This is a genomic window from Cognatiyoonia sp. (genome assembly GCF_965661665.1).
Taxonomy (GTDB): domain Bacteria; phylum Pseudomonadota; class Alphaproteobacteria; order Rhodobacterales; family Rhodobacteraceae; genus Cognatiyoonia.
Map to the genome: position 1 here is coordinate 19,320 of NZ_CBFIEO010000011.1, position 24,295 is coordinate 43,614.

The 24,295-nt window shown below is 56.8% G+C and carries 28 protein-coding genes and 1 tRNA gene; 13 read left to right on the forward strand and 16 right to left on the reverse strand.

Going from position 1 to position 24,295, the window contains the following annotated elements; all coding sequences use genetic code 11:
- The first annotated feature begins 30 nt into the window (after window positions 1–30).
- Genes ACTF5F_RS08630 through ACTF5F_RS08645 form a run of 4 tightly spaced genes read left to right on the forward strand, consistent with a single transcriptional unit; the run spans window position 31 to window position 4,202 of the window.
- Window positions 31–924, forward strand: a complete 894-nt coding sequence (locus ACTF5F_RS08630) for a carbohydrate ABC transporter permease (RefSeq protein WP_438956470.1) — start codon at window positions 31–33, stop codon at window positions 922–924.
- Window positions 921–1,730, forward strand: coding sequence for a carbohydrate ABC transporter permease (locus ACTF5F_RS08635; protein WP_009160744.1), 810 nt, complete (start codon window positions 921–923; stop codon window positions 1,728–1,730). Before ACTF5F_RS08630 ends, ACTF5F_RS08635 begins: the two co-directional genes overlap by 4 nt.
- Complete coding sequence (locus tag ACTF5F_RS08640; protein WP_438956471.1) at window positions 1,727–2,527, forward strand: phosphodiesterase; 801 nt, start codon at window positions 1,727–1,729, stop codon at window positions 2,525–2,527. Before ACTF5F_RS08635 ends, ACTF5F_RS08640 begins: the two co-directional genes overlap by 4 nt.
- A gap of 19 nt (window positions 2,528–2,546) precedes the next feature.
- Window positions 2,547–4,202 carry a Na/Pi cotransporter family protein gene (locus tag ACTF5F_RS08645; protein WP_438956472.1) on the forward strand — a complete coding sequence of 552 codons (1,656 nt, stop codon included), beginning with the start codon at window positions 2,547–2,549 and terminating at the stop codon, window positions 4,200–4,202.
- A 75-nt stretch (window positions 4,203–4,277) separates the two neighbouring features.
- Here ACTF5F_RS08645 and ACTF5F_RS08650 read toward each other — a convergent pair whose 3' ends face one another.
- A complete protein-coding gene (locus tag ACTF5F_RS08650; protein WP_438956473.1) occupies window positions 4,278–5,147 on the reverse strand; it encodes a DJ-1/PfpI family protein in 870 nt (289 codons plus the stop codon).
- A 1-nt stretch (window position 5,148) separates the two neighbouring features.
- A complete protein-coding gene (locus ACTF5F_RS08655; protein ID WP_438956474.1) occupies window positions 5,149–5,790 on the reverse strand; it encodes an NAD(P)H-dependent oxidoreductase in 642 nt (213 codons plus the stop codon).
- A gap of 126 nt (window positions 5,791–5,916) precedes the next feature.
- On the opposite strand from ACTF5F_RS08655, the gene ACTF5F_RS08660 reads away from it, so the two are divergent.
- Entirely contained in the window at window positions 5,917–6,282 is a 366-nt protein-coding gene (locus ACTF5F_RS08660; RefSeq protein WP_438956475.1) for a winged helix-turn-helix transcriptional regulator, read from the forward strand.
- Window positions 6,283–6,698: 416 nt separating this feature from the next.
- On the opposite strand, the gene ACTF5F_RS08665 is transcribed toward ACTF5F_RS08660, so the two are convergent.
- A tRNA-Ala gene (locus ACTF5F_RS08665) sits at window positions 6,699–6,774 on the reverse strand.
- Between the two features lie 67 nt (window positions 6,775–6,841).
- The gene (locus tag ACTF5F_RS08670) at window positions 6,842–7,168 is read right to left on the reverse strand and encodes a TIGR02300 family protein (RefSeq protein WP_438956476.1); all 327 of its coding nucleotides are present in this window, start codon (window positions 7,166–7,168) and stop codon (window positions 6,842–6,844) included.
- Between the two features lie 109 nt (window positions 7,169–7,277).
- Here ACTF5F_RS08670 and ACTF5F_RS08675 point away from each other — a divergent pair, with 109 nt between their 5' ends.
- Complete coding sequence (locus tag ACTF5F_RS08675) at window positions 7,278–7,970, forward strand: M48 family metallopeptidase (protein ID WP_438956477.1); 693 nt, start codon at window positions 7,278–7,280, stop codon at window positions 7,968–7,970.
- A 30-nt stretch (window positions 7,971–8,000) separates the two neighbouring features.
- Window positions 8,001–8,648: a GntR family transcriptional regulator gene (locus ACTF5F_RS08680; protein ID WP_438956478.1), complete on the forward strand. Its 648-nt coding sequence runs from the start codon at window positions 8,001–8,003 to the stop codon at window positions 8,646–8,648.
- Window positions 8,649–8,731: 83 nt separating this feature from the next.
- Here ACTF5F_RS08680 and lpdA read toward each other — a convergent pair whose 3' ends face one another.
- The 12 genes from lpdA to ACTF5F_RS08740 all read right to left on the reverse strand — a co-directional run bounded on the left by lpdA (window position 8,732) and on the right by ACTF5F_RS08740 (window position 20,519).
- Complete coding sequence (gene lpdA / locus ACTF5F_RS08685) at window positions 8,732–10,120, reverse strand: dihydrolipoyl dehydrogenase (RefSeq protein WP_438956479.1); 1,389 nt, start codon at window positions 10,118–10,120, stop codon at window positions 8,732–8,734.
- A 67-nt stretch (window positions 10,121–10,187) separates the two neighbouring features.
- Window positions 10,188–10,598: an MAPEG family protein gene (locus ACTF5F_RS08690; protein ID WP_438956480.1), complete on the reverse strand. Its 411-nt coding sequence runs from the start codon at window positions 10,596–10,598 to the stop codon at window positions 10,188–10,190.
- A gap of 3 nt (window positions 10,599–10,601) precedes the next feature.
- Window positions 10,602–11,003: a hypothetical protein gene (locus ACTF5F_RS08695; RefSeq protein ID WP_438956481.1), complete on the reverse strand. Its 402-nt coding sequence runs from the start codon at window positions 11,001–11,003 to the stop codon at window positions 10,602–10,604.
- A gap of 117 nt (window positions 11,004–11,120) precedes the next feature.
- Window positions 11,121–12,338, reverse strand: coding sequence for a 2-oxoglutarate dehydrogenase complex dihydrolipoyllysine-residue succinyltransferase (gene odhB, locus ACTF5F_RS08700; RefSeq protein ID WP_438956482.1), 1,218 nt, complete (start codon window positions 12,336–12,338; stop codon window positions 11,121–11,123).
- Window positions 12,335–15,283, reverse strand: coding sequence for a 2-oxoglutarate dehydrogenase E1 component (locus ACTF5F_RS08705; RefSeq protein ID WP_438956483.1), 2,949 nt, complete (start codon window positions 15,281–15,283; stop codon window positions 12,335–12,337). Before ACTF5F_RS08705 ends, odhB begins: the two co-directional genes overlap by 4 nt.
- Window positions 15,280–15,765 carry a DUF805 domain-containing protein gene (locus tag ACTF5F_RS08710; RefSeq protein WP_438956484.1) on the reverse strand — a complete coding sequence of 162 codons (486 nt, stop codon included), beginning with the start codon at window positions 15,763–15,765 and terminating at the stop codon, window positions 15,280–15,282. Before ACTF5F_RS08710 ends, ACTF5F_RS08705 begins: the two co-directional genes overlap by 4 nt.
- A 127-nt stretch (window positions 15,766–15,892) precedes the next feature.
- The gene (gene sucD, locus ACTF5F_RS08715; protein WP_438956485.1) at window positions 15,893–16,777 is read right to left on the reverse strand and encodes a succinate--CoA ligase subunit alpha; all 885 of its coding nucleotides are present in this window, start codon (window positions 16,775–16,777) and stop codon (window positions 15,893–15,895) included.
- A gap of 11 nt (window positions 16,778–16,788) precedes the next feature.
- Window positions 16,789–17,223: a hypothetical protein gene (locus ACTF5F_RS08720; RefSeq protein WP_438956486.1), complete on the reverse strand. Its 435-nt coding sequence runs from the start codon at window positions 17,221–17,223 to the stop codon at window positions 16,789–16,791.
- Window positions 17,224–17,339: 116 nt separating this feature from the next.
- Window positions 17,340–17,534 carry a hypothetical protein gene (locus ACTF5F_RS08725; RefSeq protein WP_438956487.1) on the reverse strand — a complete coding sequence of 65 codons (195 nt, stop codon included), beginning with the start codon at window positions 17,532–17,534 and terminating at the stop codon, window positions 17,340–17,342.
- A 145-nt stretch (window positions 17,535–17,679) separates the two neighbouring features.
- Window positions 17,680–18,873: an ADP-forming succinate--CoA ligase subunit beta gene (gene sucC, locus ACTF5F_RS08730; RefSeq protein WP_438956488.1), complete on the reverse strand. Its 1,194-nt coding sequence runs from the start codon at window positions 18,871–18,873 to the stop codon at window positions 17,680–17,682.
- A 248-nt stretch (window positions 18,874–19,121) separates the two neighbouring features.
- Complete coding sequence (gene mdh, locus ACTF5F_RS08735) at window positions 19,122–20,090, reverse strand: malate dehydrogenase (RefSeq protein WP_438956489.1); 969 nt, start codon at window positions 20,088–20,090, stop codon at window positions 19,122–19,124.
- 294 nt (window positions 20,091–20,384) lie between these two features.
- A complete protein-coding gene (locus tag ACTF5F_RS08740; RefSeq protein WP_438956490.1) occupies window positions 20,385–20,519 on the reverse strand; it encodes a hypothetical protein in 135 nt (44 codons plus the stop codon).
- 198 nt (window positions 20,520–20,717) lie between these two features.
- On the opposite strand from ACTF5F_RS08740, the gene ACTF5F_RS08745 reads away from it, so the two are divergent.
- The 6 genes from ACTF5F_RS08745 (at window position 20,718) to sdhD (ending at window position 24,287) form a co-directional block, all read left to right on the forward strand.
- Window positions 20,718–21,560 (forward strand): HpcH/HpaI aldolase/citrate lyase family protein, encoded by an 843-nt coding sequence (locus ACTF5F_RS08745; RefSeq protein ID WP_438956491.1) that lies wholly within the window; start codon window positions 20,718–20,720, stop codon window positions 21,558–21,560.
- Window positions 21,557–22,102 carry an NnrU family protein gene (locus ACTF5F_RS08750; RefSeq protein ID WP_438956492.1) on the forward strand — a complete coding sequence of 182 codons (546 nt, stop codon included), beginning with the start codon at window positions 21,557–21,559 and terminating at the stop codon, window positions 22,100–22,102. The genes ACTF5F_RS08745 and ACTF5F_RS08750 overlap by 4 nt, the downstream gene beginning before the upstream one ends.
- Window positions 22,103–22,105: 3 nt before the next feature.
- Complete coding sequence (locus ACTF5F_RS08755; RefSeq protein WP_438956493.1) at window positions 22,106–22,309, forward strand: DUF1737 domain-containing protein; 204 nt, start codon at window positions 22,106–22,108, stop codon at window positions 22,307–22,309.
- Window positions 22,306–23,331 (forward strand): MaoC family dehydratase, encoded by a 1,026-nt coding sequence (locus tag ACTF5F_RS08760; RefSeq protein WP_438956494.1) that lies wholly within the window; start codon window positions 22,306–22,308, stop codon window positions 23,329–23,331. Before ACTF5F_RS08755 ends, ACTF5F_RS08760 begins: the two co-directional genes overlap by 4 nt.
- 184 nt (window positions 23,332–23,515) lie before the next feature.
- A complete protein-coding gene (sdhC, locus tag ACTF5F_RS08765; protein ID WP_438956495.1) occupies window positions 23,516–23,905 on the forward strand; it encodes a succinate dehydrogenase, cytochrome b556 subunit in 390 nt (129 codons plus the stop codon).
- Window positions 23,906–23,915: 10 nt separating this feature from the next.
- Complete coding sequence (gene sdhD / locus ACTF5F_RS08770) at window positions 23,916–24,287, forward strand: succinate dehydrogenase, hydrophobic membrane anchor protein (protein ID WP_438956496.1); 372 nt, start codon at window positions 23,916–23,918, stop codon at window positions 24,285–24,287.
- Window positions 24,288–24,295: the final 8 nt, after the last annotated feature.

Sequence of the window (24,295 nt, forward strand, 5' to 3'; positions counted from 1 at the left end):
CCCACCTCTTTCCCACAGCGGAGACGCGCCATGTCAGCCCACGCCAATCTTGAACGCCGCAGACAGGCCATTTATGGCTGGCTGTTGCTGTCGCCTGCCGCTGTTCTGTTGACGTTGTTTGCGTTCTATCCGTCGGTCGCGACTTTGTGGTCAAGCCTGTTTTCCCGCGGCACGCGTCGCAAACCTACCGAATTTGCAGGCACCGAGAACTACGCCGATCTCTTTGCCGATCCGACTTTCTGGATCGTGATCAAGAACAACCTGCTTTACGCAGGTATCACAATCCCTGTGTCAATCTTCATCGCGCTCTCGATGGCGCTTTGGGCAAATGGAAAAATCCGCGCCCGTGGCTTTGTGCGCACTGCCTATTTCACACCGACCGTCTTGCCGATGATCGCGGCGGCAAACCTGTGGCTTTTCTTTTATACGCCCGGCCTTGGGGTGCTGGACCAGATCGGCAGTCTGTTTGGCCTGCCGTCCGTTAACTGGCTGGGCCAGCCGGAAACCGCGCTTTGGGCGATCATCATTGTGACCATCTGGAAAGAGGCGGGGTTCTTCATGATCTTCTACCTCGCCGCGCTTCAGACGATCCCGGCGGACCTCAAGGAAGCCGCCGATATCGAAGGGGCCAGCCGCTGGACATATACGCGCCGGATCGTGTTGCCGCTGCTTATGCCCACAACCCTGTTCATCGCGGTAAATGCCATGATCAACTCGGTCAAACTGATCGACCATTTGTTCATATTGACCAAAGGCGGGCCATCAGATGCCTCAAAACTCATCCTCTATTACATCTACGAGATGGCATTCGCCTTTTTTGACGCGCCAAGTGCAGCGGCCATGACGATGATGGTCATTGGAGTGCTGGGGATCGTTGCGGCTGTGCAGTTCCTATATCTCGACAGAAGGACGCACTACCAATGAAGAGCCTGACCAAATTCATGGACAGCTTTGGCGCAATCCTTTTGGCGATCATCTGGATTTCACCGTTACTGTTCGCCTTCTGGGCCGCAACACATTCGACGTCAGATGCGGTCAATCTGAAACTGTTCTCGCCTTGGACATTGGATAACTTTCGCGTGGCCTGGGAGGGCGCGCCATGGCTGAAGTATTTCATCAACACCTTCATGCTGGTGACCGTGATCCTGATCGGGCAATTCGTGCTGACGACATTAGCAGGCTTCGCCTTTGCGCAGTTGAATTTCCCCGGCAAGGATTTCGTGTTCATTCTGGTACTGATGCAGCTTTTCATCCTGCCCGAAGTGCTGATCGTTGAAAACTACGCCATGATCTCGCGGCTAGGGCTGTTTGATACGATCCTTGGTGTTGGGATGCCCTATATGGCCAGCGCATTTGGCATATTCCTGATGCGTCAGTCTTTTAAGGGTGTCCCCATTGAATTGCACGAGGCCGCGCGGATTGAGGGCTGTGGATTGCTGGGCATTCTGTGGCGGGTTTATGTGCCCTTGGCAAAACCCACATATCTGGCCTATGCGCTGGTTTCGGTCTCTACCCACTGGAACAATTTCCTGTGGCCCTTGATCGTCACTAACTCTCCGGAAACGCGGCCTCTGACGGTGGGTTTGTCGATCTTTGGCGCGCCTGAAAACGGTGTGGATATCAGCGTCATCTCGGCCGCAACTCTGATGTCTGTCGCGCCATTGCTGATAGCGTTCCTGATCTTCCAACGCCAATTTGTCCAAGCCTTCCTGCGCGCAGGGATCAAATGAAAACAATCTTGCAGATCTCCGACACGCATATCGTGGCACCAGGTGGGCGTGTCGCGGGTCGGCTCGACACTGCAGATGCCCTGGATCGCCTAGTCATCCGGATCGGTGCAATCCGTCACCAGATCGGGGGGCTGGATGCAGTGCTTGTGAGCGGGGATCTCAGCGATGATGGCAGTGCGCGAAGCTATGACCACTTTAAAAAGCTGATCGCCCCTCTAGGGGTGCCGCTGCATGTCATACCTGGCAACCACGATGCACGCGCGCCGATGCGTGCGGCCTTTGCGGATCAGATCCCGGGCGCGGGTCCTATCAACTGGGACCACAGGATCGGAGAGGTTTGCCTGATCGGCCTGGACACATTGGTCGAGGGGCAAAAGCACGGAACCCTGACCCGGGAGACGCTGGCCTTCCTGCGTGCCGCATTGAACCGCGCGGATGGCCTTCCGGTTTTGCTGGCGTTGCATCATCCACCGTTTCCATGTGGCATCAGGTTCATGGATGACATCGGTCTGACCAATAAACAGGATTTCGCAGACGCCGTCTGCAGCTATGCAGGTGAGCTTCGGATTGTCTGCGGGCATATCCACGCCATGATGATTCAGACAATTGCAGGCCATGTCGCGATCTCTGCACCATCGCCCAATAGCACCTTTGCCTATGACCGGCGGCCTGATGCGCCGGTTGGGTTTCATACCCAGGAGGATGGATGCCTGCTGCACCGATGGGATGGAGGCTTTCAGTCGATCCGCATTGGCCCAGATGACGGTAACGGTCCCTTTCCATTCCAGACCTCTTGAAGGCAGGAGAGTATGACCGGTGAGTGAACCGCACGCCCTTCAAATCGTCATACAGATCGCTGGCGCTGCGGCCCTGTTGATTTGGGCCGTGCGTCTTGTGCGCACCGGCGTTGAGCGTGGGTTTGCCGCGCCGATGCGTAGCTGGTTGCGTCATTCTACCAAGAACCGATTGCTAGCGGCGGGTACAGGCATGGGTGCTGCAGTGTTGCTGCAAAGCGCAACTGCGGTTGCCGTGCTGGTGTCCAACTTTGTCTCTAAGAGTGCGCTGGGAGCGGCGACAGGGCTGGCGATCCTATTGGGGGCTGATGTCGGATCCGCAGTGGTGACGCAGCTTCTGATGGTGCGTCAGCCTCTGCTGATCCCTTTGCTTCTGGTGATCGGGGTCACTGTGTTTCTGCGCGGCGACGGCAGCAGCACGCGGCAGATTGGCCGGATCATGATTGGGCTTGCCCTGATTTTTGTGTCTCTGGAGATGATCCGGGGTGCCACCGAGCCGATGATATCCCATCCCGGCACGCAGGCCATCATGGCCTATCTGGGTAGCGATCTGCTGACCGCTTTCGTCATTGGCGCTGTGTTCGCGTGGGGCGTCCATTCAAGCGTTGCTGCGGTATTGCTGTTCGTCACATTGACTGGTCAATCCATCCTTCCAACCCCTGCTGCCGCCGCCATGATCCTTGGGGCCAATCTGGGTGGGGGCGTTATTGCATATGTACTGACCTATTCCGCACCAATCGCGTCACGACGGATGGTCATGGCCAATCTGATCCTCCGAGGCGGTGGTGCTGCACTGGTCCTCCTCGGGATTGTCGCGATGCCAGATTTGTTAACCGGGCTTGGTGCGACGCCAGACCGGCAAGCCATCAATCTGCACCTTGCGTTTAACGTCGGCCTAGCGCTTGTGACACTCCCATTTATGGGGCCGATTATGGCCGTGGCGCCATATCTCATGCCCGAAAGACCCGATCAATCTGGAGGGCTGAAGGTCGCCAGCGCCCTTGATCCCGCTCTGCTGGACCGCCCCGGGCGTGCCATTGACTGTGCGGCGCGCGAGCTTTTGGCGATGGGCCAAAAGATTGAACAAATGCTGATCACGGTTGAACCCATTTACGACCACTGGAACACCGCCACCGCCAGCTTGATCGCCGATCAGGACAAGGCCGTCAAACAGACCCATCTGGAGATCAAACTCTATCTCGCGCGCCTTGGGCAAAAGGGCATGGACGAAGACCTGAGCCGTCGGTCTATGGAACTTGCCTCGATTTCATCCAGTCTGGATTCCGCATCTGATGCCATCACGCGGATTATGCTGGAACTCGCCAAGCGACTTGATCTGCAAAACTTACAATTCTCGTCCCAGGGTCGCGAGGAAATCCGTGATTTCACGGACCGCGTTCAAGGCAATGTGCAGCTCGCCCTGAATGTGATGATGAACCAAAACCCAGCCGAAGCCCGCGAACTTGTGGCGGCCAAGGAAAAAGTGCGCAAAGTCGAGCAAAAACTTCAGCGCAGCCATATTGGTCGCCTTCGGGATGGGCTGTCCGAGAGCATAGAAACGAGCAACATCCATCAGGAAACGCTTCGCGCATTAAAGCAAATCAACACAGCATTTTCGATGGTCGCTCACCCCATTCTGTTAAAGTCTGGTGACCTCCTAAAAAGCCGTCTCACTTAGGATGGCTTCTTCAATTCAAATCGGCTTCGAGGTGCAAAGGCTATTGCACCTCTCTTCTATTTGTGCGGGGTCGACCTAAGAATTTGCTTCTGTACGCTTCAACAAAGTCGTTGCGGCAAGCCGACCGAAGCTATTGGCAGCCTGCGGGCTTGCACCTGTGACGAGGCGGCGGTCAACGTGAGTCGAACTGTCGGCTTTTTTGTTGATTGTTTGCACGCCCAATGCGTTCAGCTTTTCGCATACCCACCACGGCATTGGTCCGGGTAAATATCCGATTATCGGCGTTTGCTTGTCCACCGCATCTGGGAAAACGGTGATCTTATAGCCGTCATACAAGAAGCCAGCGTCGTTATTCGCAGCCAACAACGCAGCGGGACCGTGACACAAAGCGAGGGTATGAAGGCCTGCGTTGTGCGCCCAGTGCAGTACTTTGCCCAGATCAGCATTATTGGGTAACCCAAGCATCGCGCCGTGGCCGCCGGGGATGAACACTGCGGCATATGGGGCGTCATCTGTCATCGAATTTGCTGCAAAATCGGCAAGGCTACCAGGGTTCTGAAATGCGTCGGCAAAGTCACGGTACAGCTTTTGGATATCTCCGTCTTCCGCGGGCATCGCCCATTCTTCGATTGCAACAGGCGCGCCAGTCGGTGTGATAACGTCAATCTCGAACCCTGCGTTCATCAGATGCAACATCGGCAGGCCCATCTCGACGGGGTGGTTCCCTGTCGAGAACTTCTTGCCGTTGGCCATCGTCAAGTTGCGCTCTTCGGTGCAAACCATGAGGACGCGGTTGCGGGTGCCCTCATAGCATTCCGTGTAGGCACCACCATCGTAGTCAGTGGTGGATGATGTACCCAGTTTGATCGCAAGGGGCGACGGGCTAAATGCACCGTCGGCTGTCAGTTGCGGTTGTGCACCGAAGATTTTACGAAGGAAGCCCATATCAGTTTACCTCCGTCACGATGGTGTCGTGCGATTTGCGAACCTTATCCATTGGAAGCAACCAATCGCCGGTTGGATCGCGGTAGCCCAAAGGCATCAAGACGATGGACCGCAAACCACGTTCTCTCAAGCCAAGGATGGCATCCACCGCATCAGGGTCAAACCCCTCCATTGGTGTGCTGTCGACCTCTTGTTCTGCTGCGGCGACCAGCGCGATACCAAGCGCTATATAAGCTTGGCGCGCCGCGTGGGCATAGTTTATCTCCGCATCGCGAGACAAGTAGTTGGACTTCAGGTTGTCATAATAGGCGTGCAGCATCGGCAGATCGCCACGCGCCTCAACGTTCAGGCCCACGACTTCGTCGATACGCTCGGCGGTGTAGTTGTCCCACGCGGCGAAAACCAAGACATGAGACCCATCTGTGATCTGAGCCTGTCCGCCTGCGGCCTCGGCAATTTTGCGACGGATCTCAGCGTTCCTTACGACCAACAACTCAAACGGCTGCGTGCCACTGGACGTCGGCGCCATGCGGACGGCCTCAATGATTGCATCAACTTTCTCCTGTGGGACAGCCTTGGCGGCGTCCATCTTTTTGGTTGCATAGCGCCAGTTCAGAAGATCATGGAGTGGTTTGGCTGTCATGGGGTCAGGTCCTATTGTAAGTGCCTAGGGTGGTAGGTATATATTTGTTACCGACTATCTATGGGGAACCAGATTGTGCCGCAAGAAGGCACATTTCTGAACCTCGGTTACACAAGGGGAACCGCCATGCTGGACGACGAACGCTGCCCCGATTGTAAGCGCATTAACGAAGTTCTGTCGCGGGTCGGCGATCGGTGGAGCGTGCTGGTCGTGATCTCTTTGGCCGAATATGGAACGCTGCGGTTCAATGAACTCAAGCGCAACCTTGGCATCTCGCAACGCATGCTCAGTTTGACGCTGAAAGAGCTCGAGCGCGACGGCCTTGTGAACCGGACTTACCATCCAACAATCCCGCCGAAGGTCGAATACAACCTGACTGAGATGGGACAGTCGTTTCGCAAACCTGTCAGTGCCTTAGGGTATTGGGCGCTGGAAAACCTATCCAGGATCGATGATGCGCGCGAGACCTATGACGAGGCCGTCGCAAAGTAGGCACCCATCCCATAAGTCTAGGTTCTTCCTGGGAAAGCAGATGTTAGCGTTGGCTTGGCGAATTCGCACATTGTCCGGCAGAACTTGAGTTCAATCAAATGTTGATTTTGCGCGTGCAACGAATGGCAGGAATGCGGATTGCAACCTCAGCATTTGGAGGTCATGCTCAAAGTCCGCTATGGGCCGTGAACGTCATTCGATCTGATTGGCATTTTGGTAGAGTGCGCCTTTTCGTCGCTTTTTTGATTCGGGAGAAAAGCTGAAACAAACTGTGACACTAAACTAAGTGCTGGTTTTTACGATGCAAACTAAGCAAGGCGAGCAAGCGGCTGAGATTGGTTGTGGGCAATATCGTTGGTATGCGCTTTCAACTATTCTTGAAAACGAATATTTATCGGTGTGTTAACTGTGTAACTTGGTGGAGCCTAGGGGAGTCGAACCCCTGACCTCTTGCATGCCATGCAAGCGCTCTCCCAACTGAGCTAAGGCCCCTATCTGGCTGCGTTCTAGGCAGCGGTGGGGGCGAGATCAAGTGAAAAGATCACGCCCGCCTCATGTCTTAGTCTTCGTCGTTTGTGGCGACGTCGGCAAGCTCATCAAGGGAGACTGTGTCGTCGTCATCGTCGAGCACATCATCACCCAGATCGGCGTCAACGTCTTCATTATCGACGTCATCATCGAGCACCAGATCTTCATCCTCCGCCGCCTCTTTCGCCTTTTTGGACTGTGCGTCTTCAGCGTCTGCGACCATTGTGCGGGTCTTGGACGTATCAACGGTCACTTCGTTGCCGGTGTAAGGGCTGATAATTGGATCTGCGTTCAGATCGTAAAAGCGTTTGCCGGTTTCTGGGCAGACACGTTTGGTTCCCCATTCTTCCTTCGGCATAATCGATTCCCTTTTAATCTTGGATGCGCTTGCAGTGGATCGTCGCCAACTGCCATAAGCATCGCGTGGTGTCAAAGGCTTTGACACGTTTCAACTTCGAAGGGTGGACATGGGTCGCGAGATCACGGTTGGCAACCCCCCAATTCCTGTTCAGGTGAAGCAGTCGCGCCATGCGCGGCGGTTGAGCTTGCGCGTGTCCCGTTTGGACGGGAAGGTCTCGCTCACCGTGCCGTCGTTTAGTTCTGACCGGGAGGTCTCTGGCTTTCTGGCAGAGAAGGAAAGTTGGCTGCGCAAGCACCTGAACGACATTGCACCGCCGACGCCGCTGCGCATTGGCGGCACCGTGCTCTTGGGGGGCATCGACGTGCCGATTTTGGGCGGGGATGTGAAGCGCGCGGCACTGCGTGATGGCGTTATTGTGGTGCCGCAAGACCCCGCTACTGTTGCGCCACGGATCAAGGCGCTTTTCAAGCTGAAGGCGCGGGATGCCTTGGTGGCAATGTCGGATCACTATGCGGGCGTATTGGAACGCTCCTACACGCGGATCAGTCTCCGCGATACGCGGTCGCGGTGGGGGTCTTGTTCGTCAGAGGGCGTGCTGATGTATTCATGGCGGCTGATCATGGCGCCGGACGATGTGCTGAATTATGTCGCCGCACATGAAGTGTGTCATTTGGTTGAGATGAACCATTCTGCAGCGTTCTGGGGCCATGTCGCGGAGTTGATGCCGGATTATCAGGTGCATCGGCGATGGTTGCGGGAGAATGGCAATCAATTGCACCGCTATGATTTTGGGAATTGACCCTGTGCGCCTTTGTGATCACAAAAGGGCATGATCGCACCCAAGCCGCAAGATTCCACGAGTGCCGCACATGAGCGGGTCTACCGCGCGTTGCGCAGCCGGATTATGCATGGAGAAATTCAACCTGGTGCAGCGTTGACACTGCGCGGGATTGGGGCGGAGTTTGAGGTGTCGATGACGCCCGCGCGGGAGGCTGTGCGGCGGTTGGTGGCGGAAGGGGCCTTGTCCCTGTCATCCTCTGGCCGCGTGTCGACGCCGGAGCTGTCGAATGACCGGATTGAAGAGCTCGCCGCGCTGCGGGCCTTGTTGGAACCGGAGCTGGGCAGCCGTGCCTTGCCGCGGGCGCATTTGGCGCTGATCGAGCGGTTGGAGCAGATCAACGGGCGCGTGTCCCAAATGATCGCACGGCATGATGCGGCGGGGTATATTCGGATGAATTTGGAGTTCCACCGGACGCTTTATCTGCGGGCGCAGGCGCCAGCTATCCTAGCGTTGACTGAAACGGTTTGGCTGCAGCTTGGCCCAACGATGAGGGCGCTTTACGGGCGGCTCAATCGGACCGAACCTCCTGCAAGCCATCGGATGATCTTGGGCGCATTGAAAGCCGGTGATGAGCCGGGATTGCGGCTAGCGATCCGCGCGGATGCGACCAAGGGCTTGCGGATGTTAAAGGGGTAGCGGGCCCCGCCCGCCCACCCCTTTTGGGGGTTCCACCCCTGGCCTTGCGGCCTCCCCCCGGGGACATTTGGGGCAAGAGAAAGTTACATGTGGATTGCGCCGTCGCCACAGGCGAGGGCGGCTTCGCGCACAGCCTCAGAGTAAGTAGGGTGTGCGTGGCAGGTGCGGGCTAGGTCTTCAGCCGCTGCGCCAAATTCCATTGCGACGCAAATTTCATGAATGAGATCGCCGGCCATTGGGCCGATGATGTGCGCGCCGAGGATGCGATCGGTGGCTTTGTCGGCGAGGATTTTCACGAAGCCGTCGCCTGCAAAGTTGGCCTTTGCTCGGCCGTTTCCCATGAAGGAGAACTTACCGACTTTATACGCACGCCCTTGATCCTTCAGGGTTTCTTCGGTTTCGCCGACGCTGCTCACCTCTGGATTTGTGTATATGACGCCGGGGATCACGTTGTAGTTAACGTGGGGGTGTTGGCCCGCGATCCCTTCGGCGCAGGCTATGCCTTCATCCTCGGCTTTATGGGCGAGCATCGGGCCGATGATGGCGTCGCCGATGGCGTAGATGCCGGGCACGTTGGTTTGGTAGCGCGCGTCAGTTTTGATCTGGCCGCGGTCGGTCATTTCTAAGCCCAGCTCGGCCAGCCCCATACCATCCGTGTACGGGCGGCGACCGGTGGCGAGGAGGACGGCATCCGCGGTCATGATATGTTCGCTGTCGTCCTTGCGCAGTTTATAAGTGACCTCGGCCTTTTGGCCTTTCTTCTTGGCGGACTGCACGGCGGCGCCCATGATGAATTTCATGCCTTGTTTTTTCAGCATGCGTTGGAAGGTTTTGGCGACCTCACCGTCTTGGCCGGGGGTGATTTGGTGTAGGAATTCGATGACTGTCACCTTGGCCCCGAGCCGCGCGTAGACGGAGCCCAGTTCAAGCCCGATTACACCGCCGCCGATGACGACAAAAGTCTTTGGAATCTTTGGTAATTTCAATGCGCCTGTGGAGGTCACGACGGTTTTTTCGTCAACCTCCACACCCGGCAGATCGGTGGGGGTGGAGCCAGAGGCGATAATGATGTTTTTGGCCTCATGCACCTCGTTACCGACTTTCACTTTTCCGGCCTCAGGGATGGATCCCCAGCCTTTCAACCAGTCGACCTTGTTCTTTTTCATCAAAAACTCCACGCCGCCGGTGTTCTGGCCGATGGTATCGGTCTTGTATTGCAGCATCTGCTTCCAATCGACCGAAGGCGCCTTCCCTTTGAGGCCCATTTTAGCGAAGTTCTCTTCGGCTTCGTGGAGCATTTCCGTGGCGTGGAGCAGCGCCTTGGACGGGATGCAGCCAACGTTGAGGCAGGTGCCGCCCAATGTCTCCCGTCCTTCAACAATTGCGGTTTTTAGGCCCAGTTGGGCGCAGCGGATGGCGCTGACATAGCCGCCGGGTCCGGCGCCGATTACGATCACGTCATAGCTGGCCATGGGAGACTCCTTTTTCCTTATTTTACGCGTACACTGGGCGTACACAGAGCGTATGTACAGATGTGCATCAGATCCATACTGACAGCACCATTGCAAGGGTTGCGAGAAAGCCCACAAACCAGATGAGAGAGCGCCACGGCGCCCATCCGAAAAAGTTGGCAGGGACATAGAGGGCGCGGGCACCAAGGTAGGTCCACGCGCAGATTTCTGAAAAGCGGGTCGCCTTGTCACCCAGCACCACTACGACCACGGCGGCGGTGAAGAGGATCAGCGCTTCGAAATGGTTGTTCATCGCGCGGTAGGGGCGCGCGGGCTTGTCGGCGAGTTGGCTGGCGAGCGGGCCGCCCAAGTGGGATTCGTCACGGGCCGACATGGTTTTGCTCGGGCCGAGGTCAGGGTTCGCGGCGATGGACATCAGTGTGAAATGAAGCGCCTGAAGCAGGACCGCGAGGGCGAGGATGGTGAGTTCATTGGTCATTTCTTAACTGCCGATAGACTTTGTGAATCCACCAAGGATACCGCCAATTGCGTTCCCAACCCGGTTGTAGTCGACCTTACCGGAAATTACTTTACTGACGGCTTTGGCCACGGAAACTGACTTTTGCCCTATTTCAACTGTGTTGCCCAACATGTGCATGCCAAGTGAAGTTAAGACTGGATTTAACACATATCCTGATGCCGTTGAGTCGACAAAACGCTGTAGATTTGTGTAGCGAATAAACCCTTCGGCTCTTAACCAATCGACACACTGGAAAAAGAAGTTTCCGAATTCTTCGGGAAGCCCAAGATCCTTAAAATTCAATTCCGACTCTCGGAGACCGTTTTCAATTAAGCGTTCCAAGATTTTTGCGATAACCAACTCGCTTTTTGAAAGTACATTCATGTTGTCGTTGCGCCCGGCATCGCCGGGCAGCGCCCGGACCTACCCCTGAGGGGAAGGCGCTTCACGTCCACCCCTGAGGTCCGCGCGATGCCCTTATGTGCGGCGCGGAACATTTGATCAAAGATCCATCAACAACCGGCGTGGATCCTCAAGCGCTTCTTTCACGCGCACAAGGAAGGTCACAGCACCTTTGCCGTCGACGATCCGATGGTCGTAGCTCAGGGCCAGATACATCATCGGACGGATCACGACCTCTCCGTTGACAGCCATTGGACGCTCTTGGATTTTGTGCATGCCGAGGATGCCGGACTGAGGCGGGTTCAGGATCGGGGAGGACATCAGGGAGCCGTAGACACCGCCGTTGGAGATGGTGAAGGTGCCGCCCTGCATCTCTGCCATCGACAGCTTGCCGTCGCGAGCTTTCGCGCCTTTTTCGGCAATCGCTTTCTCGATCGCAGCGAAGGACATGGCGTCGGCGTCGTTGATCACGGGCACCACAAGGCCGGTTGGTGTACCGGCTGCGATGCCTATGTTGACGTAGGATTTGTAGACGATGTCGGTGCCGTCAATCTCTGCGTTCACTTCTGGCACTTCTTTCAGTGCGTGGCAGCAGGCCTTGGTGAAGAAGGACATGAAGCCGAGCTTCACGCCGTGCTTCTTTAGAAAGAGGTCTTTGTATTCGTTCCGAAGTGCCATCACCTCTGTCATGTCGACCTCGTTATAGGTGGTCAGCATGGCGGCGGTGTTCTGGCTGTCTTTCAGACGCTTGGCGATGGTCTGACGCAGGCGGGTCATCTTTACTCGTTCCTCGCGCGCGGCTTGATCGGCTGGCACCGGGGCACGTTGGGCGGGCGCGGTCGGCGCAGCCGCCTGGGCTGACGTGCTGAGGGCGTTCAAGACATCCTCTTTCATAACGCGGCCGCCTTTGCCGGTGCCCTGCACGTCCGTCAGGTTGTTCTCTTCCATCAGTTTGTTGGCTGAAGGGGCGTTTTTGACGTCTTTCGCGGTGGGGGTTACGGGCTTATCAGAGCCCCCTGCGGGGGCCGCCTCTGCGCTCGCGTCGGCGTTCGCCTCCGGCGCTGGAGCGGCGGGTGCTTCGCCTTCTGAAATTTGCGCCAAGAGCGCATCCACGCCAACAGTGTCGCCTTCGACAGCGACGATTTCAGAGAGGGTGCCGGCCACGGGGCTTGGCACTTCGACCGTCACTTTGTCGGTCTCAAGCTCGCAGAGCATCTCATCAACAGCGACGGCATCGCCAGGCTTTTTGAACCATGTGGCGACGGTCGCCTCTGTCACGGATTCACCAAGGGTGGGGACGCGAACTTCGGTGCTCATTTCTTTGATCCTTTGATGGTCAGCGCTTCGTCAACGAGGGCTGCTTGTTGGGCTTTGTGCTGGCTGGCGAGGCCAGTCGCAGGGGAGGCCGAGGGGGGGCGTCCCACGTAAACGGGGCGGGTGTGTTTGGCTTTGATCCGCGTCAGCACCCATTCGAGGTTTGGTTCCATAAAGGACCATGCGCCTTGGTTGCGCGGTTCTTCCTGACACCAGACCATTTCGGCGTTCTTGAAGCGCTCAAGCTCCTTGACGGAGGATTGCGCAGGGAACGGATAGAACTGTTCGTAGCGCATGATGTAGATGTCATCGATGCCACGGGCGTCGCGTTCTTCCAGCAAATCATAGTATACCTTGCCGGAGCAAATCACGAGGCGTTTGATCTTGCTATCCGCCACAAGTTTGGTGTCGGAGTTGCCATATTCCGCATCATCCCAAAGGACGCGATGGAAGCTGGACCCTTTGGTGAATTCTTCCGTTTTGGAGACGGCCAGTTTGTGCCGGAGCAGGGACTTTGGCGTCACGATGATCAGCGGCTTGCGGTAGTCGCGGTGGATTTGACGGCGCAGCAGGTGGAAGTAGTTCGCAGGTGTCGTGCAATTGGCCACGATCCAGTTGTCCTGACCACACATCTGCAAGAAGCGTTCGAGGCGGGCGGAGGAGTGTTCGGGCCCTTGGCCCTCGTAGCCGTGTGGTAGCAGGCAGACGAGGCCGGACATGCGCAGCCATTTCGACTCCCCAGAACTGATGAACTGGTCAAACATGATCTGCGCACCGTTGGCGAAGTCGCCGAACTGCGCTTCCCAGAGCACGAGCGCGTTGGGTTCGGCCAGGGAGTAGCCGTATTCAAAGCCCAAAACCGCGTATTCGGACAGCATGGAATCGATGACGTCGTACTGCGCTTGGCCTTCACGGATGTGGTTGAGCGGGTAATACCGTTCTTCCGTTTCTTGGTTGATGAAGGCGGAGTGGCGTTGGGAGAAGGTTCCGCGTGTGCAATCCTGACCGGAGAGGCGGACAGGGTAGCCTTCGAGCGCGAGAGAACCGAATGCCAGCGCTTCGCCCGTGGCCCAGTCGATGCCTTCGCCCGATTTGAATATCTCTTGCTTGGATTTGATCAAGCGGCCCACAGTTTTGTGGAGGGGGAACCCCTCTGGCACGGTTGTCAGTGCTTTGCCGATGTCCTTGAACGCGGCTTTGCTGATCGCGGTTTCGCCGCGCTGGTATTCCTCACCCCGTTTGTCAAGGTGGGACCAGCGGCCGTCGAGCCAGTCGGCCTTATTGGGTTTGAAGTTTTTGCCGGCCTCAAACTCTTCATTCAGGTGCGCTTGGAACGCGGCTTTCATGTCCTCAATCTCGCCCTCTGGGATCAGCCCGTCTTCGACGAGCCGTTCGGTGTAGAGGGTGAGGGAGGTTTTGTGCGTCTTGATCTTTTTGTACATCACCGGGTTGGTGAACATCGGCTCATCGCCTTCGTTGTGACCGAAGCGGCGGTAGCAGATGATGTCGAGCACGACGTCTTTGTGGAACTTTTGGCGGAACTCGGTCGCGACGCGGGCGGCGTGGACGACCGCCTCTGGATCGTCGCCGTTCACGTGGAAAATCGGGGCTTCCACCATCAGGGCGATGTCGGTTGGGTAGGGGCTGGAGCGGCTGAAGTGCGGCGCGGTGGTAAAGCCGATTTGGTTGTTGACCACGATATGCATCGTGCCGCCTGTTTTGTGACCTTTGAGGCCGGAGAGGCCGAAGCCTTCGGCCACGACGCCTTGGCCTGCGAAGGCCGCATCACCGTGAAGGAGGATGCCCATGACTTTTGTGCGGTCTTCGTCGTTCTTTTGGTCCTGCTTGGCGCGGACCTTGCCCAGCACAACGGGGTTCACCGCCTCTAGGTGGCTTGGGTTCGCGGTCAGTGACAGGTGCACGTTGTTGCCGTCGAAAGAGCGGTCGGAGGAGGCGCCGAGGTGGTATTTCACGTCGCCAGAGCCGTCGACATCTTCGGGCTTGAAGCTGCCGCCTTCAAATTCGTTGAGGATCGCGCGGTAAGGCTTTTCCATCACGTTGGCGAGGACGGAGAGACGCCCGCGGTGCGGCATGCCGATTACAATATCCTCAAGCCCCAACTGTCCGCCGCGCTTGATGATCTGTTCCATCGCGGGGATCAGGCTTTCGCCGCCATCAAGGCCGAAGCGTTTCGTGCCCATGTATTTGACGTGCAGGAATTTCTCGAACCCCTCTGCCTTTACCATGGAGTTCAGGATCGCTTTGCGGCCTTCCTTGGTGAAGGCAATCTCTTTGCCGTAACCTTCAATCCGTTCTTTCAGCCAGCTCGCCTCTTCTGGGTCGGAGATGTGCATGTACTGCAACGCGAAGGTGCCGCAATAGGTCCGCTGCACGATGGCAAGGATTTCGTTCATCGTCGCGATTTCGAGGCCAAGAACGTTGTCGATGAAGATTGGGCGGTCCATGTCGGCGGGGGTGAAGCCATAGGATGCTGGATCGAGCTCAGGATGCGGTTCGTTGGCGCGCATGCCGAGCGGATCGAGGTCAGCAATCAAGTGCCCCCTGATCCGGTAGGCGCGGATGATCATCAGCGCGCGGACGGAGTCGAGAACAGCATCGCGGACTTGGCTTTCATCCAGCGTGACGCCTTTTTCTGCGGCTTTGTCTTTGATCTTTTGGCCAGCCGCTTTGGGTTCTGCAGGCCATTGGCCGTCGAGGGCGGCGGTCAGATCATCGGCGGGCTGCGGCGGCCAATCGGCGCGCGCCCAACTTGGGCCTGCGGCCTCTGCCTTGGCATCCCCCAGCGACCGGAAGAACGCCTGCCAGCTTTCATCAACTGCTCCGGGGTTGTCGGCGTAGCGGGCATAGAGCTGTTCCACGTATTCCGCATTGTGCCCTTGCAGAAAGGACGAGGAATGAAAGACGTCGTTCGGGGATTGGTCGTTCATGAGGGGACCTCATTGGGGTTGGGGCCAAAACGGTTGGTGCCGGGTTCAGAAGGGACGATCAACATGCCAATAATCGGACAAATAGACATAAGCCTTGTGAGCAAAGCGAAAAGATAGGCGGGGACAAGTACCAGCAAAGCAAGGATGCCCATTATGAACGCAATCCCAAGGAGTAGGGTTATCAGGCTGAACCAAGATAGAGCTTGGAAGGCGATCCACAGCATTATGACTGGCAAAAATGGATAAAGAATCTGATGTCCTTCTTCGCCCATATCCTGCAATCGCCGCGACCCTGCAGCGAGAAATGGAATTGAGACGAAGATGAGAAGGAGCATCCGCCATCCGCCATAAAACTCGAACTTGCCCCAACCGATGTTCCAGCACGCGATAATCGTTGGCAAAATGCCAATTGGAGCAAACCACCAAAACTCTGAACGGATTGCGCGACCTTTGAATATCAAAGGCTTTTTGATGCCATGCATGATTGCTTCTCGGGGGCCCATCAATCTCAGCTTCTCAGCTTCTCAGCTGCTCAAACGGCGCAGCGCTTGTAGTGCCACGCCGACGGCTGGTCGCGGCCCTCAGTGAGTTGAGCAACCGGTCCAACATTTATTTAGCAATCGCTTCCAGCACGGCCTCACCCAGTGTAGCTGGGCTATCGGCCACGACGATGCCCGCGGACTTCATCGCTTCAATCTTGCTTTCCGCGTCGCCTTTGCCACCGGCGACGATCGCGCCCGCGTGGCCCATGCGGCGGCCTGGAGGTGCGGTGCGGCCTGCGATGAAGCCAGCGGTAGGCTTCCAACGGCCTTTCTTGCGCTGTTCGGTCAGGAATTCGGCAGCTTCTTCTTCCGCGGTGCCGCCGATTTCGCCAATCATGATGATGGATTCTGTCTCATCATCATCAAGGAACATGTCGAGGACGTCGATATGCTCCGTCCCTTTAATTGGATCGCCGCCAATGCCCACAGCTGTAGACTGGCCCAGGCCGCTGTCAGAGGTTTGCTTGACGGCCTCATAGGTCAGCGTGCCGGAGCGGGACACAACGCCAACGGAGCCGCGTTTGTGGATGTGGCCGGGCATGATGCCGATTTTGCAGGCGTTTGGTGTGATGATGCCGGGGCAGTTCGGACCGATGAGGCGAGAGCCGGAGCCTTCCAAAGCGCGCTTGACCTTCATCATGTCGAGCACGGGGATGCCTTCAGTGATGCAGATGATGAGTTCCATCTTTGTGTCGATCGCCTCGAGGATGGAGTCCGCTGCGAAGGGCGGCGGGACATAGATGACGGAGGCGTTGGCTCCTGTCGCGAGCTTTGCTTCGTGGACGCTATCGAACACAGGCAGGCCGAGGTGGGTTTGACCGCCTTTGCCCGGTGTCACGCCGCCAACCATCTTGGTCCCATAGGCTTGGGCCTGTTCGGTGTGGAACGTGCCTTGGGACCCGGTGAGGCCCTGACAGATGACTTTGGTGTTTTCGTCGACAAGGATGGCCATGTGCGTTTCCCTTAGAATTGTTTGGCTTGGGTACGAAGGGTGTGGCCTTCGTCGTTTTCGGTGAATTCGATGGTTAAGGTGATGGTGACGGTGCCGTCTTGGACCCAATCCCAGATTACGCCGCCATCGGTGTAGTCCGCCTCTGGCAGCGGATCGAATTCGGCTTCGACGTGGGTGATGAGACCATCATAAAGGTCCGCCCCGTCGCCGCCAATGGCGGGGGAGATCGTGAGCGTGCAGGTGCCGCCTTCCCAATTGCCATCAAAGGTGGCGAGGATGTCGCTGTCCGTAGGGCTGAAGGCAAAATCGGTGCCTGCTTCCGCCGCATCCCAGCCGAAGGCCGTGTCAAAGAGAAGAAACTCTTTCTCCATTAGCGGGGTGAGTTTAGGGGAACAGGTCGCCATGAACACATGTCCGATCTGGGCCGCGCTGGGCGAAGTGTTCATCGGGCTGCCTTGAGGGTCGGCGGTTGCGGTGGTGGCCGCAATGACCAATACGCCAACAGCACGACCGCAGCCCCCGCGAGAGGACAGCTGTGAAGTGCTTTGAATGTGGGGTTTGCTTACTGGAGTGTGTAAGGCAATACGGCTTTTGGTCCGCAGCGCAAGTCGCCACCCGTCATGTATTGCGCGTAGGCACCAAACTCCGGGCAGGATGTTACGCCGGTTTTGGCCCGCGTCACGCCCTCTGTCCCGCTCATACAAGCGCTCAAACCGATCAAGGCTACCATTGGCAGCATCATCTTCGAAATTGTCATAACCATTGACCTTTCCACACCGTGGTCCCACGCCCAATCGACGCTTCAAAGAAGTCGCCAGAGATTCGACGGCTCCTTCCTGACGCGGCGAGCGGGTGGTTTTGGGGTGGAAATCGGGCAATGTCATGACGTCTCGCCTGCCATTCTAGCCTTTGACCGCGTGCACGATTTTTTGTGCGCCGTCTTTCAAATCGTCCGCAGCGATCACATCAACATCGGAATTGTTGATGATGTCCTTGCCTTCTTGGACGTTTGTGCCTTCGAGACGGACAACCAGCGGAACCTTGAGGCCCACTTCTTTCACGGCTTCAACGACGCCTTCGGCGATCACGTCGCAGCGCATGATGCCACCGAAAATATTGACGAGGATGCCTTTGACGTTGGGGTCGGAGGTGATAATTTTGAACGCCTCGGTGACCTTTTCTTTTGTCGCGCCGCCGCCCACGTCGAGGAAGTTCGCAGGCTCTGCGCCGTAGAGTTTGATGATGTCCATTGTGGCCATCGCAAGACCAGCGCCGTTGACCATGCAGCCGATTTCGCCGTCGAGGGCGATGTAGTTGAGGTCAAACTTGGAGGCGGCGAGCTCTTTCTCGTCTTCTTCAGTCTCATCGCGCAGGGCGGCAACGTCGGCGTGGCGGTAGACCGCATTGCCATCGAAAGACACTTTAGTGTCGAGCACTTTCAGGTCGCCTTTGTCAGTGACGATGAGGGGGTTGATCTCCAACATCTCCATGTCTTTCTCGATGAAGGCTTTGTAAAGGATGCCCATCAGGTTGACGCATTGCTTGACCTGCTGGCCCTTGAGGCCAAGCGCGAAGGCCACGCGGCGGCCATGGTATGGTTGATAGCCTGTGGCTGGATCAACGGTGAAGTTTAGGATTTTTTCAGGGGTGGAGGCTGCGACCTCCTCAATGTCCATACCGCCTTCGGTGGAGCAGACGAACCCCACGCGGGACGTGGCACGGTCGACGAGGAGGGCGAGGTACATTTCTGTTTCGATGTCAGAACCGTCTTCGATGTAGATGCGATTGACCTGCTTGCCTGCAGGACCGGTTTGATGGGTCATGAGGGTGCGGCCTAGCATCTTTTTGGCTTCTTCGGCGGCTTCCTGCACCGATTTGGTCAGGCGGACACCGCCCGCTTCGCCGGCGTCGGCTTCTTTGAACTTGCCTTTGCCGCGCCCACCTGCGTGGATCTGCGCCTTTACGACCCAGAGGGGGCCATCAAGCTCACCCGCTGCCGTTTTCGCGTCTTCGGCTTTGAGGACCGCGCGGCCGTCGCTGACGGGTGCCCCGAAATCGCGCAGAAGCGCTTTGGCTTGATATTCATGGATGTTCATAGCGATCCCTCGGCTGGTTCGATTTTGGACACTGAACCACAAATAGGAAGCCAGAAAAACTAGAACAGGGGGCGGATAGGTGAAAAAGCGACATTTGTGATCACACGTCAGAAAAGTGTGATCACAAATATGTGGAATGTTATGAAAGCCTCGCGCGAATGCTATGAAAAGCCTGTAATTCTTTGAGTCGCGGCAACAAAAAAGCGCCCGTCGATGCGGGCGCTTTTGAGGATATTTGTTTTGGGATGTTAGCCCAGAGAGCTATCGATGCACTTACAGGCGTCGACCAAGCCCTTCACGGCGTCGACGGATTTGTCGAACATTGCTTGTTCGTCTTTATTCATCTTGATCTCGACCACACGCTCGATCCCGCCGGCACCAATGATGGTCGGGACGCCGACATAGATGCCGTCTTGGCCATACTGACCGTCAACATGTGCCGCGCAAGGCAGCAGGCGCTTTTGGTCTTTGAGGTAGGCTTCGGCCATTTCGATGCCGGAGGTGGCAGGCGCGTAGAAGGCGGAGCCCGTTTTTAGTAGGCCAACGATCTCAGCGCCGCCGTCGCGGGTGCGTTGGATGATTGCGTCGAGCTTTTCTTGCGTGGTCCAGCCCATCTCTACCAGATCGGGGAGCGGGATGCCTGCGACGGTAGAATAACGGGCCAGTGGGACCATCGTGTCGCCGTGGCCGCCCAGAACGAAGGCTGTGACATCGCGCATGGAGACGTCAAACTCTTCAGCAAGGAAGTGACGGAAGCGTGCGCTGTCCAAAACTCCCGCCATGCCGCAGACCATGTTGTGCGGCAGACCGGAGAATTCGCGCAGTGCCCACACCATCGCGTCGAGCGGGTTGGTGATGCAGATGACGAATGCGTTCGGCGCGTGGGCGGCAATGCCTTCGCCCACAGATTTCATAACCTTGAGGTTGATGCCCAAAAGGTCATCACGGCTCATGCCTGGCTTGCGCGCAACACCGGCGGTGACGATGCAGACGTCCGCGCCTGAGATGTCGGTGTAGTCGTTTGTGCCTTTGAGAGCGACATCGATGCCAGCGACAGGGCCAGCCTCTGCGATGTCGAGGCCTTTGCCCCGTGCGATGTCGCCTTCTTCGGCGATGTCGAAGAGGACGACGTCGCCCAGTTCTTTGATTGCTGCGAGGTGTGCGAGGGTGCCGCCGATTTGTCCGGCACCGATGAGGGCAATCTTGGGTCTAGCCATGCGAGTCATCCTATACGACGTAGATTTCGGGGGTGTGACTAGTCGTTTGTGGCTGACCGTGCAAGTGCGCTGCGCTGCGGCGAGAGGCGAAAACTTCGACTGGACCGAGTTGCGTTAGGCGCCTGGATCCATGTTCGGGAGGTCTTTTGCGAGGTTTTGATAGTGCTCACTTGCAGCGACAATGCAAGTCAGGCTGGAACTTTGCGTGATCGTAATGGTCCAAGTGCCGGTGGTCTCTGACGCGAAAAGCTCATGGAGGCTGTTGTCGCCATTTAGCGCTGCAATATGCCTGCTTTAATAACAGATTTCGGCCAGTCTTTGCGCCACGGCGTCGCGCGGGCCGCAGTTGCCAGACTGGGCGGGCGCCATTTCTGCGGTCTCCAGCATGGCGCCTAATGCGAGGGAGGTCAGGAAGAGTTTCTGCTGCATGTTATCGTGCCTCAAATGGGTGGGTTGGAAAGAAGACGAAAAAATTGTTTCTTGTGCTTGGTGAAATTTGTCCCTGTTGCGCGGCACTTATTGGTTAATGGACCGTCACGCAGGGGAATTTGCCGCGATGCAGCAATTTTGGCTTGAATGATCTGTTCGAAATGGTTCATTCATGCGCAACATTATTTCGAGGTCGCCATGCAGAATCGTCCGACACGGTCCGCTCTCTACATTCCTGGCTCGCGCGCACGCGCGATTGAAAAGGCGCGGGGGTTGCCTGTGGATGTGATCCTGTTCGATCTAGAAGATGCGGTTGCACCGGATGAAAAGGCTGCGGCGCGGGAGACGATTGTGGCCGAGTTGGCGGCAGGCGGATTTGGGGTGCGGTATCGTGTCGTGCGGATCAACGCGCTCGACACGGAGTGGGGTGCTGATGACGCGGCGGCTTTGGAAGCGGCCGATTTTGATGCGGTGCTGTTGCCAAAAGTGGGTAGCGCTGCAGATGTGGACGCCTTGGCGGCTTTGCTGCCAGATCGGAAGATTTGGGCCATGATCGAGACGCCGCAAGGTGTTCTAAATGCATTGGAAATTGCAGGCTATCCGGCGTTGGAAGGGTTCGTGATAGGGACGAACGACTTGGCCAAGGAGCTGAACTCACGCGGTCGTGCTGCAATGACAACTGCGCTTCAGATGAGCCTCTTGGCCGCGCGGATGCACGGGGTCGTGGCGATTGATGGCGTCTATAACGCCTTCAAAGACGAAGACGGGCTGCGGGCGGAATGTGAAGAGGGGCGCCATTTTGGCTTTGATGGAAAATCGCTAATCCATCCAGCACAGGTTGAGATTGCCAATAACGTCTTTGGTCCAACAACGGCAGATGTGGATTTGGCGCAGCGGCAGATTGATGCCTTCAAAGGCGCTGTTGCTGCTGGTCAGGGTGTCGCAGTTGTAGACGGAAAGATCGTAGAAAACTTGCATTTGGAGACAGCCCGCGCGACGTTGGCGAAAGCAGAAGCTATCGCGATGTTGGAGGCGTCATGATCTTAATAGCAGCAGGTTTGATCCTTTGGAGTTTGGCTCACTTTTGGAAGCGTTACGCGCCTGACCACCGCGCCGGATTTGGGGAGCGGGGGAAGGCGATTGTCGCTCTTGCCTCAGTCGCGGCGATTGTTTTGATGGTCATTGGCTACCGCGGTGCTGAGGGGACGTTTTATTGGGGGCGGTCGACCGCCCTGACGGGAATAAATAACCTTTTGATATTATTTTCTTTTTACTTGTTTGCAGCGAGTGGCGCGAAGACGCGGGTGACGAACTTTATCCGCCACCCACAACTGACGGCAGTTGTTATATGGAGTGTGGCGCATATCTTGGTGAACGGAGATAGCCCATCCTTCCTTTTGTTTGGTGGCTTGGCGGTTTGGGCCTTGGCGGAGATGGCTGTGATCAACCGTGCCGAAGGGCCTCGCGCTCCGTACCATGCGGTGCCAATCAAGAAAGAGGCAACAGCGCTTATTGTGACGGTCGTCGTCTTTTCAATCGTTTCGGCTGTTCACATTTGGCTCGGCTACAACCCGTTTGGATAAGACATGCAACTTTATCGGCTGCTGACAGAGGACGATACGGCCGCCTTTTGCCATAAGGTTTCGGACGCGATTTCAAAGGGTTGGACGCTTTACGGTGATCCAAAATATGCCTTTGACCATGCCAATGGCGTGATGCGCTGTGCGCAGGCTGTCGTGAAGGACGTGGACGCTGAGTATCATCCAGACATGAAATTGGGACAACAATGAGCAAGACCAATCCGGGCCGCTTTTTCGAAGACTATTCTGTAGGGCAGGTGATCCAGCACGCGGTGCCTCGCACCGTTTCGGGTGGGGAACGGGCGATGTATCATGCGCTCTATCCTGCACGTGGGGCACTTTATTCATCGGATGCATTCGCGCAGGATTGCGGGCTTGCGGCGTCGCCTGTCGATGATCTAGTCGCGTTCCATCTGGTGTTTGGCAAGACCGTACCGGATGTGTCGCTGAATGCGGTGGCGAATTTGGGCTATGCCGAAGGGCGGTGGCTGAAACCTGCTTGGCCCGGTGACACGCTGCGGTCATCATCGGAAGTCATTGGTTTGAAACAGAATTCCAATGGCAAAACCGGTGTCGTTTGGGTTCGGACCCGTGGCGAAAACCAACATGGCGAGATTGTTATGGAGTATGTCCGCTGGGTCATGGTGCGTCGGCGGAGCCCGGGTGATGCGCCCGAGGCGGTCATTCCAGAACTGGCGAAGTCGGTCGATGCGGCCGATCTGGTGGTGCCGGAAGGTTTGGATTTCTCCAACTATAATTTTACTCTCGCGGGAGAGCCGCACCGGATGTCGGATTACGCGGTGGGAGAGATTATCGACCACGTGGATGGTGTAACCGTCGAAGAGGCGGAGCATATGATGGCCACGCGCCTGTGGCAGAACACGGCAAAGGTTCATTTTGATGCGACCAACGGGCCGGATGGCAAACGCCTGATCTATGGCGGACATGTGATTTCGATGGCGCGAGCGTTGTCGTTCAATGGCTTGGCCAATGCACAGATTATGGTGGCACTTAACAGCGGCGCCCATGCGAACCCCTGTTTCTCTGGCGATACAATCCGCGCGTGGTCTGAGGTGCTGGATTTGGTTGAGACGGATGCGCCGGGCGTTGGTGCAGCGCGGCTGCGGCTGGTGGCGACCAAGGGCGCGGCGGGTGAATTGAAAGGCGACGACGGGAAGTATTTGCCCGATGTCCTGCTCGACCTTGATTACTGGGTTTTGATGCCGCTTTAGGCACTTGCTTTCGATTTGTGATCACGCCAAAATTGCCTGTGATCACATATCTGAGAAAAAGTGACGCAGATGGGGCTTTCTGTCAAAAATTGACACAAGCTTGCGTGACTCCAGCGCGTGTTTGGTGCACATAGGCACGCAAGCAAAACGGCGTGTGTGCGTCGTACACCAATAGGGGAGTGCTATGGCAGACGTCAACAGGGGGAACCGGCCCCTTTCTCCGTTCATGATTGGGCCTTACTACCGCCCACAAATGACATCGATGTCGTCGATTATGGTGCGCATTACGGCGATTATCTCGCTAGGCGTCGCTGTGTTGATCGTCGCTTGGTTGGTTGCTGCGGCAACATCTGCTGATGCCTTTGCGATGGTGGACGGGCTGCTGCGCGTGGTTCTGGGCGATGTGATCTTCCTCTTCGCGACTTGGGCGATTTGGTATCACTTGCTGGGCCGCCTGCGTCATGTGATCTGGGATCTGGGCTATGGCATGGACGTCAAAACGGCCGAGGCGATGGGCCTGGTTATGTTCATTGGTGCGACGCTGCTCGCCATCCTTACTTTTATCGTCACCTAAGGAGCGCGCCATGAGATTTATGACTGACCGTAAACGCGCGCAGGGCCTTGGGGCATCAGGGCATGGCACGCATCACCACTGGCAGATGTTTGTGACATCGGTTTTGCTGTGTGCGCTTTTGCCGATTTTCATTTTCACTTTCGCCATCGGGTTTGGCGGTACGTATGAAGAGGTTCTGGCCTACTACAGCCGTCCGTTTCCCGCGATCGTGACCGCGTTGACTCTTGTTGTTGGATTGATCCACCTGCTGGGTGAGGCGACTGAAGCCATCGAGGATTATATCGGCGGCCGCGCACGGCATCTGACGCTGATTGCCGTGAACGGGCTTTGCTACACATTGATCGCTGCCGGGCTTTTTGCCTTGGTCAAGCTTGCCCTTTGATTTCCGCT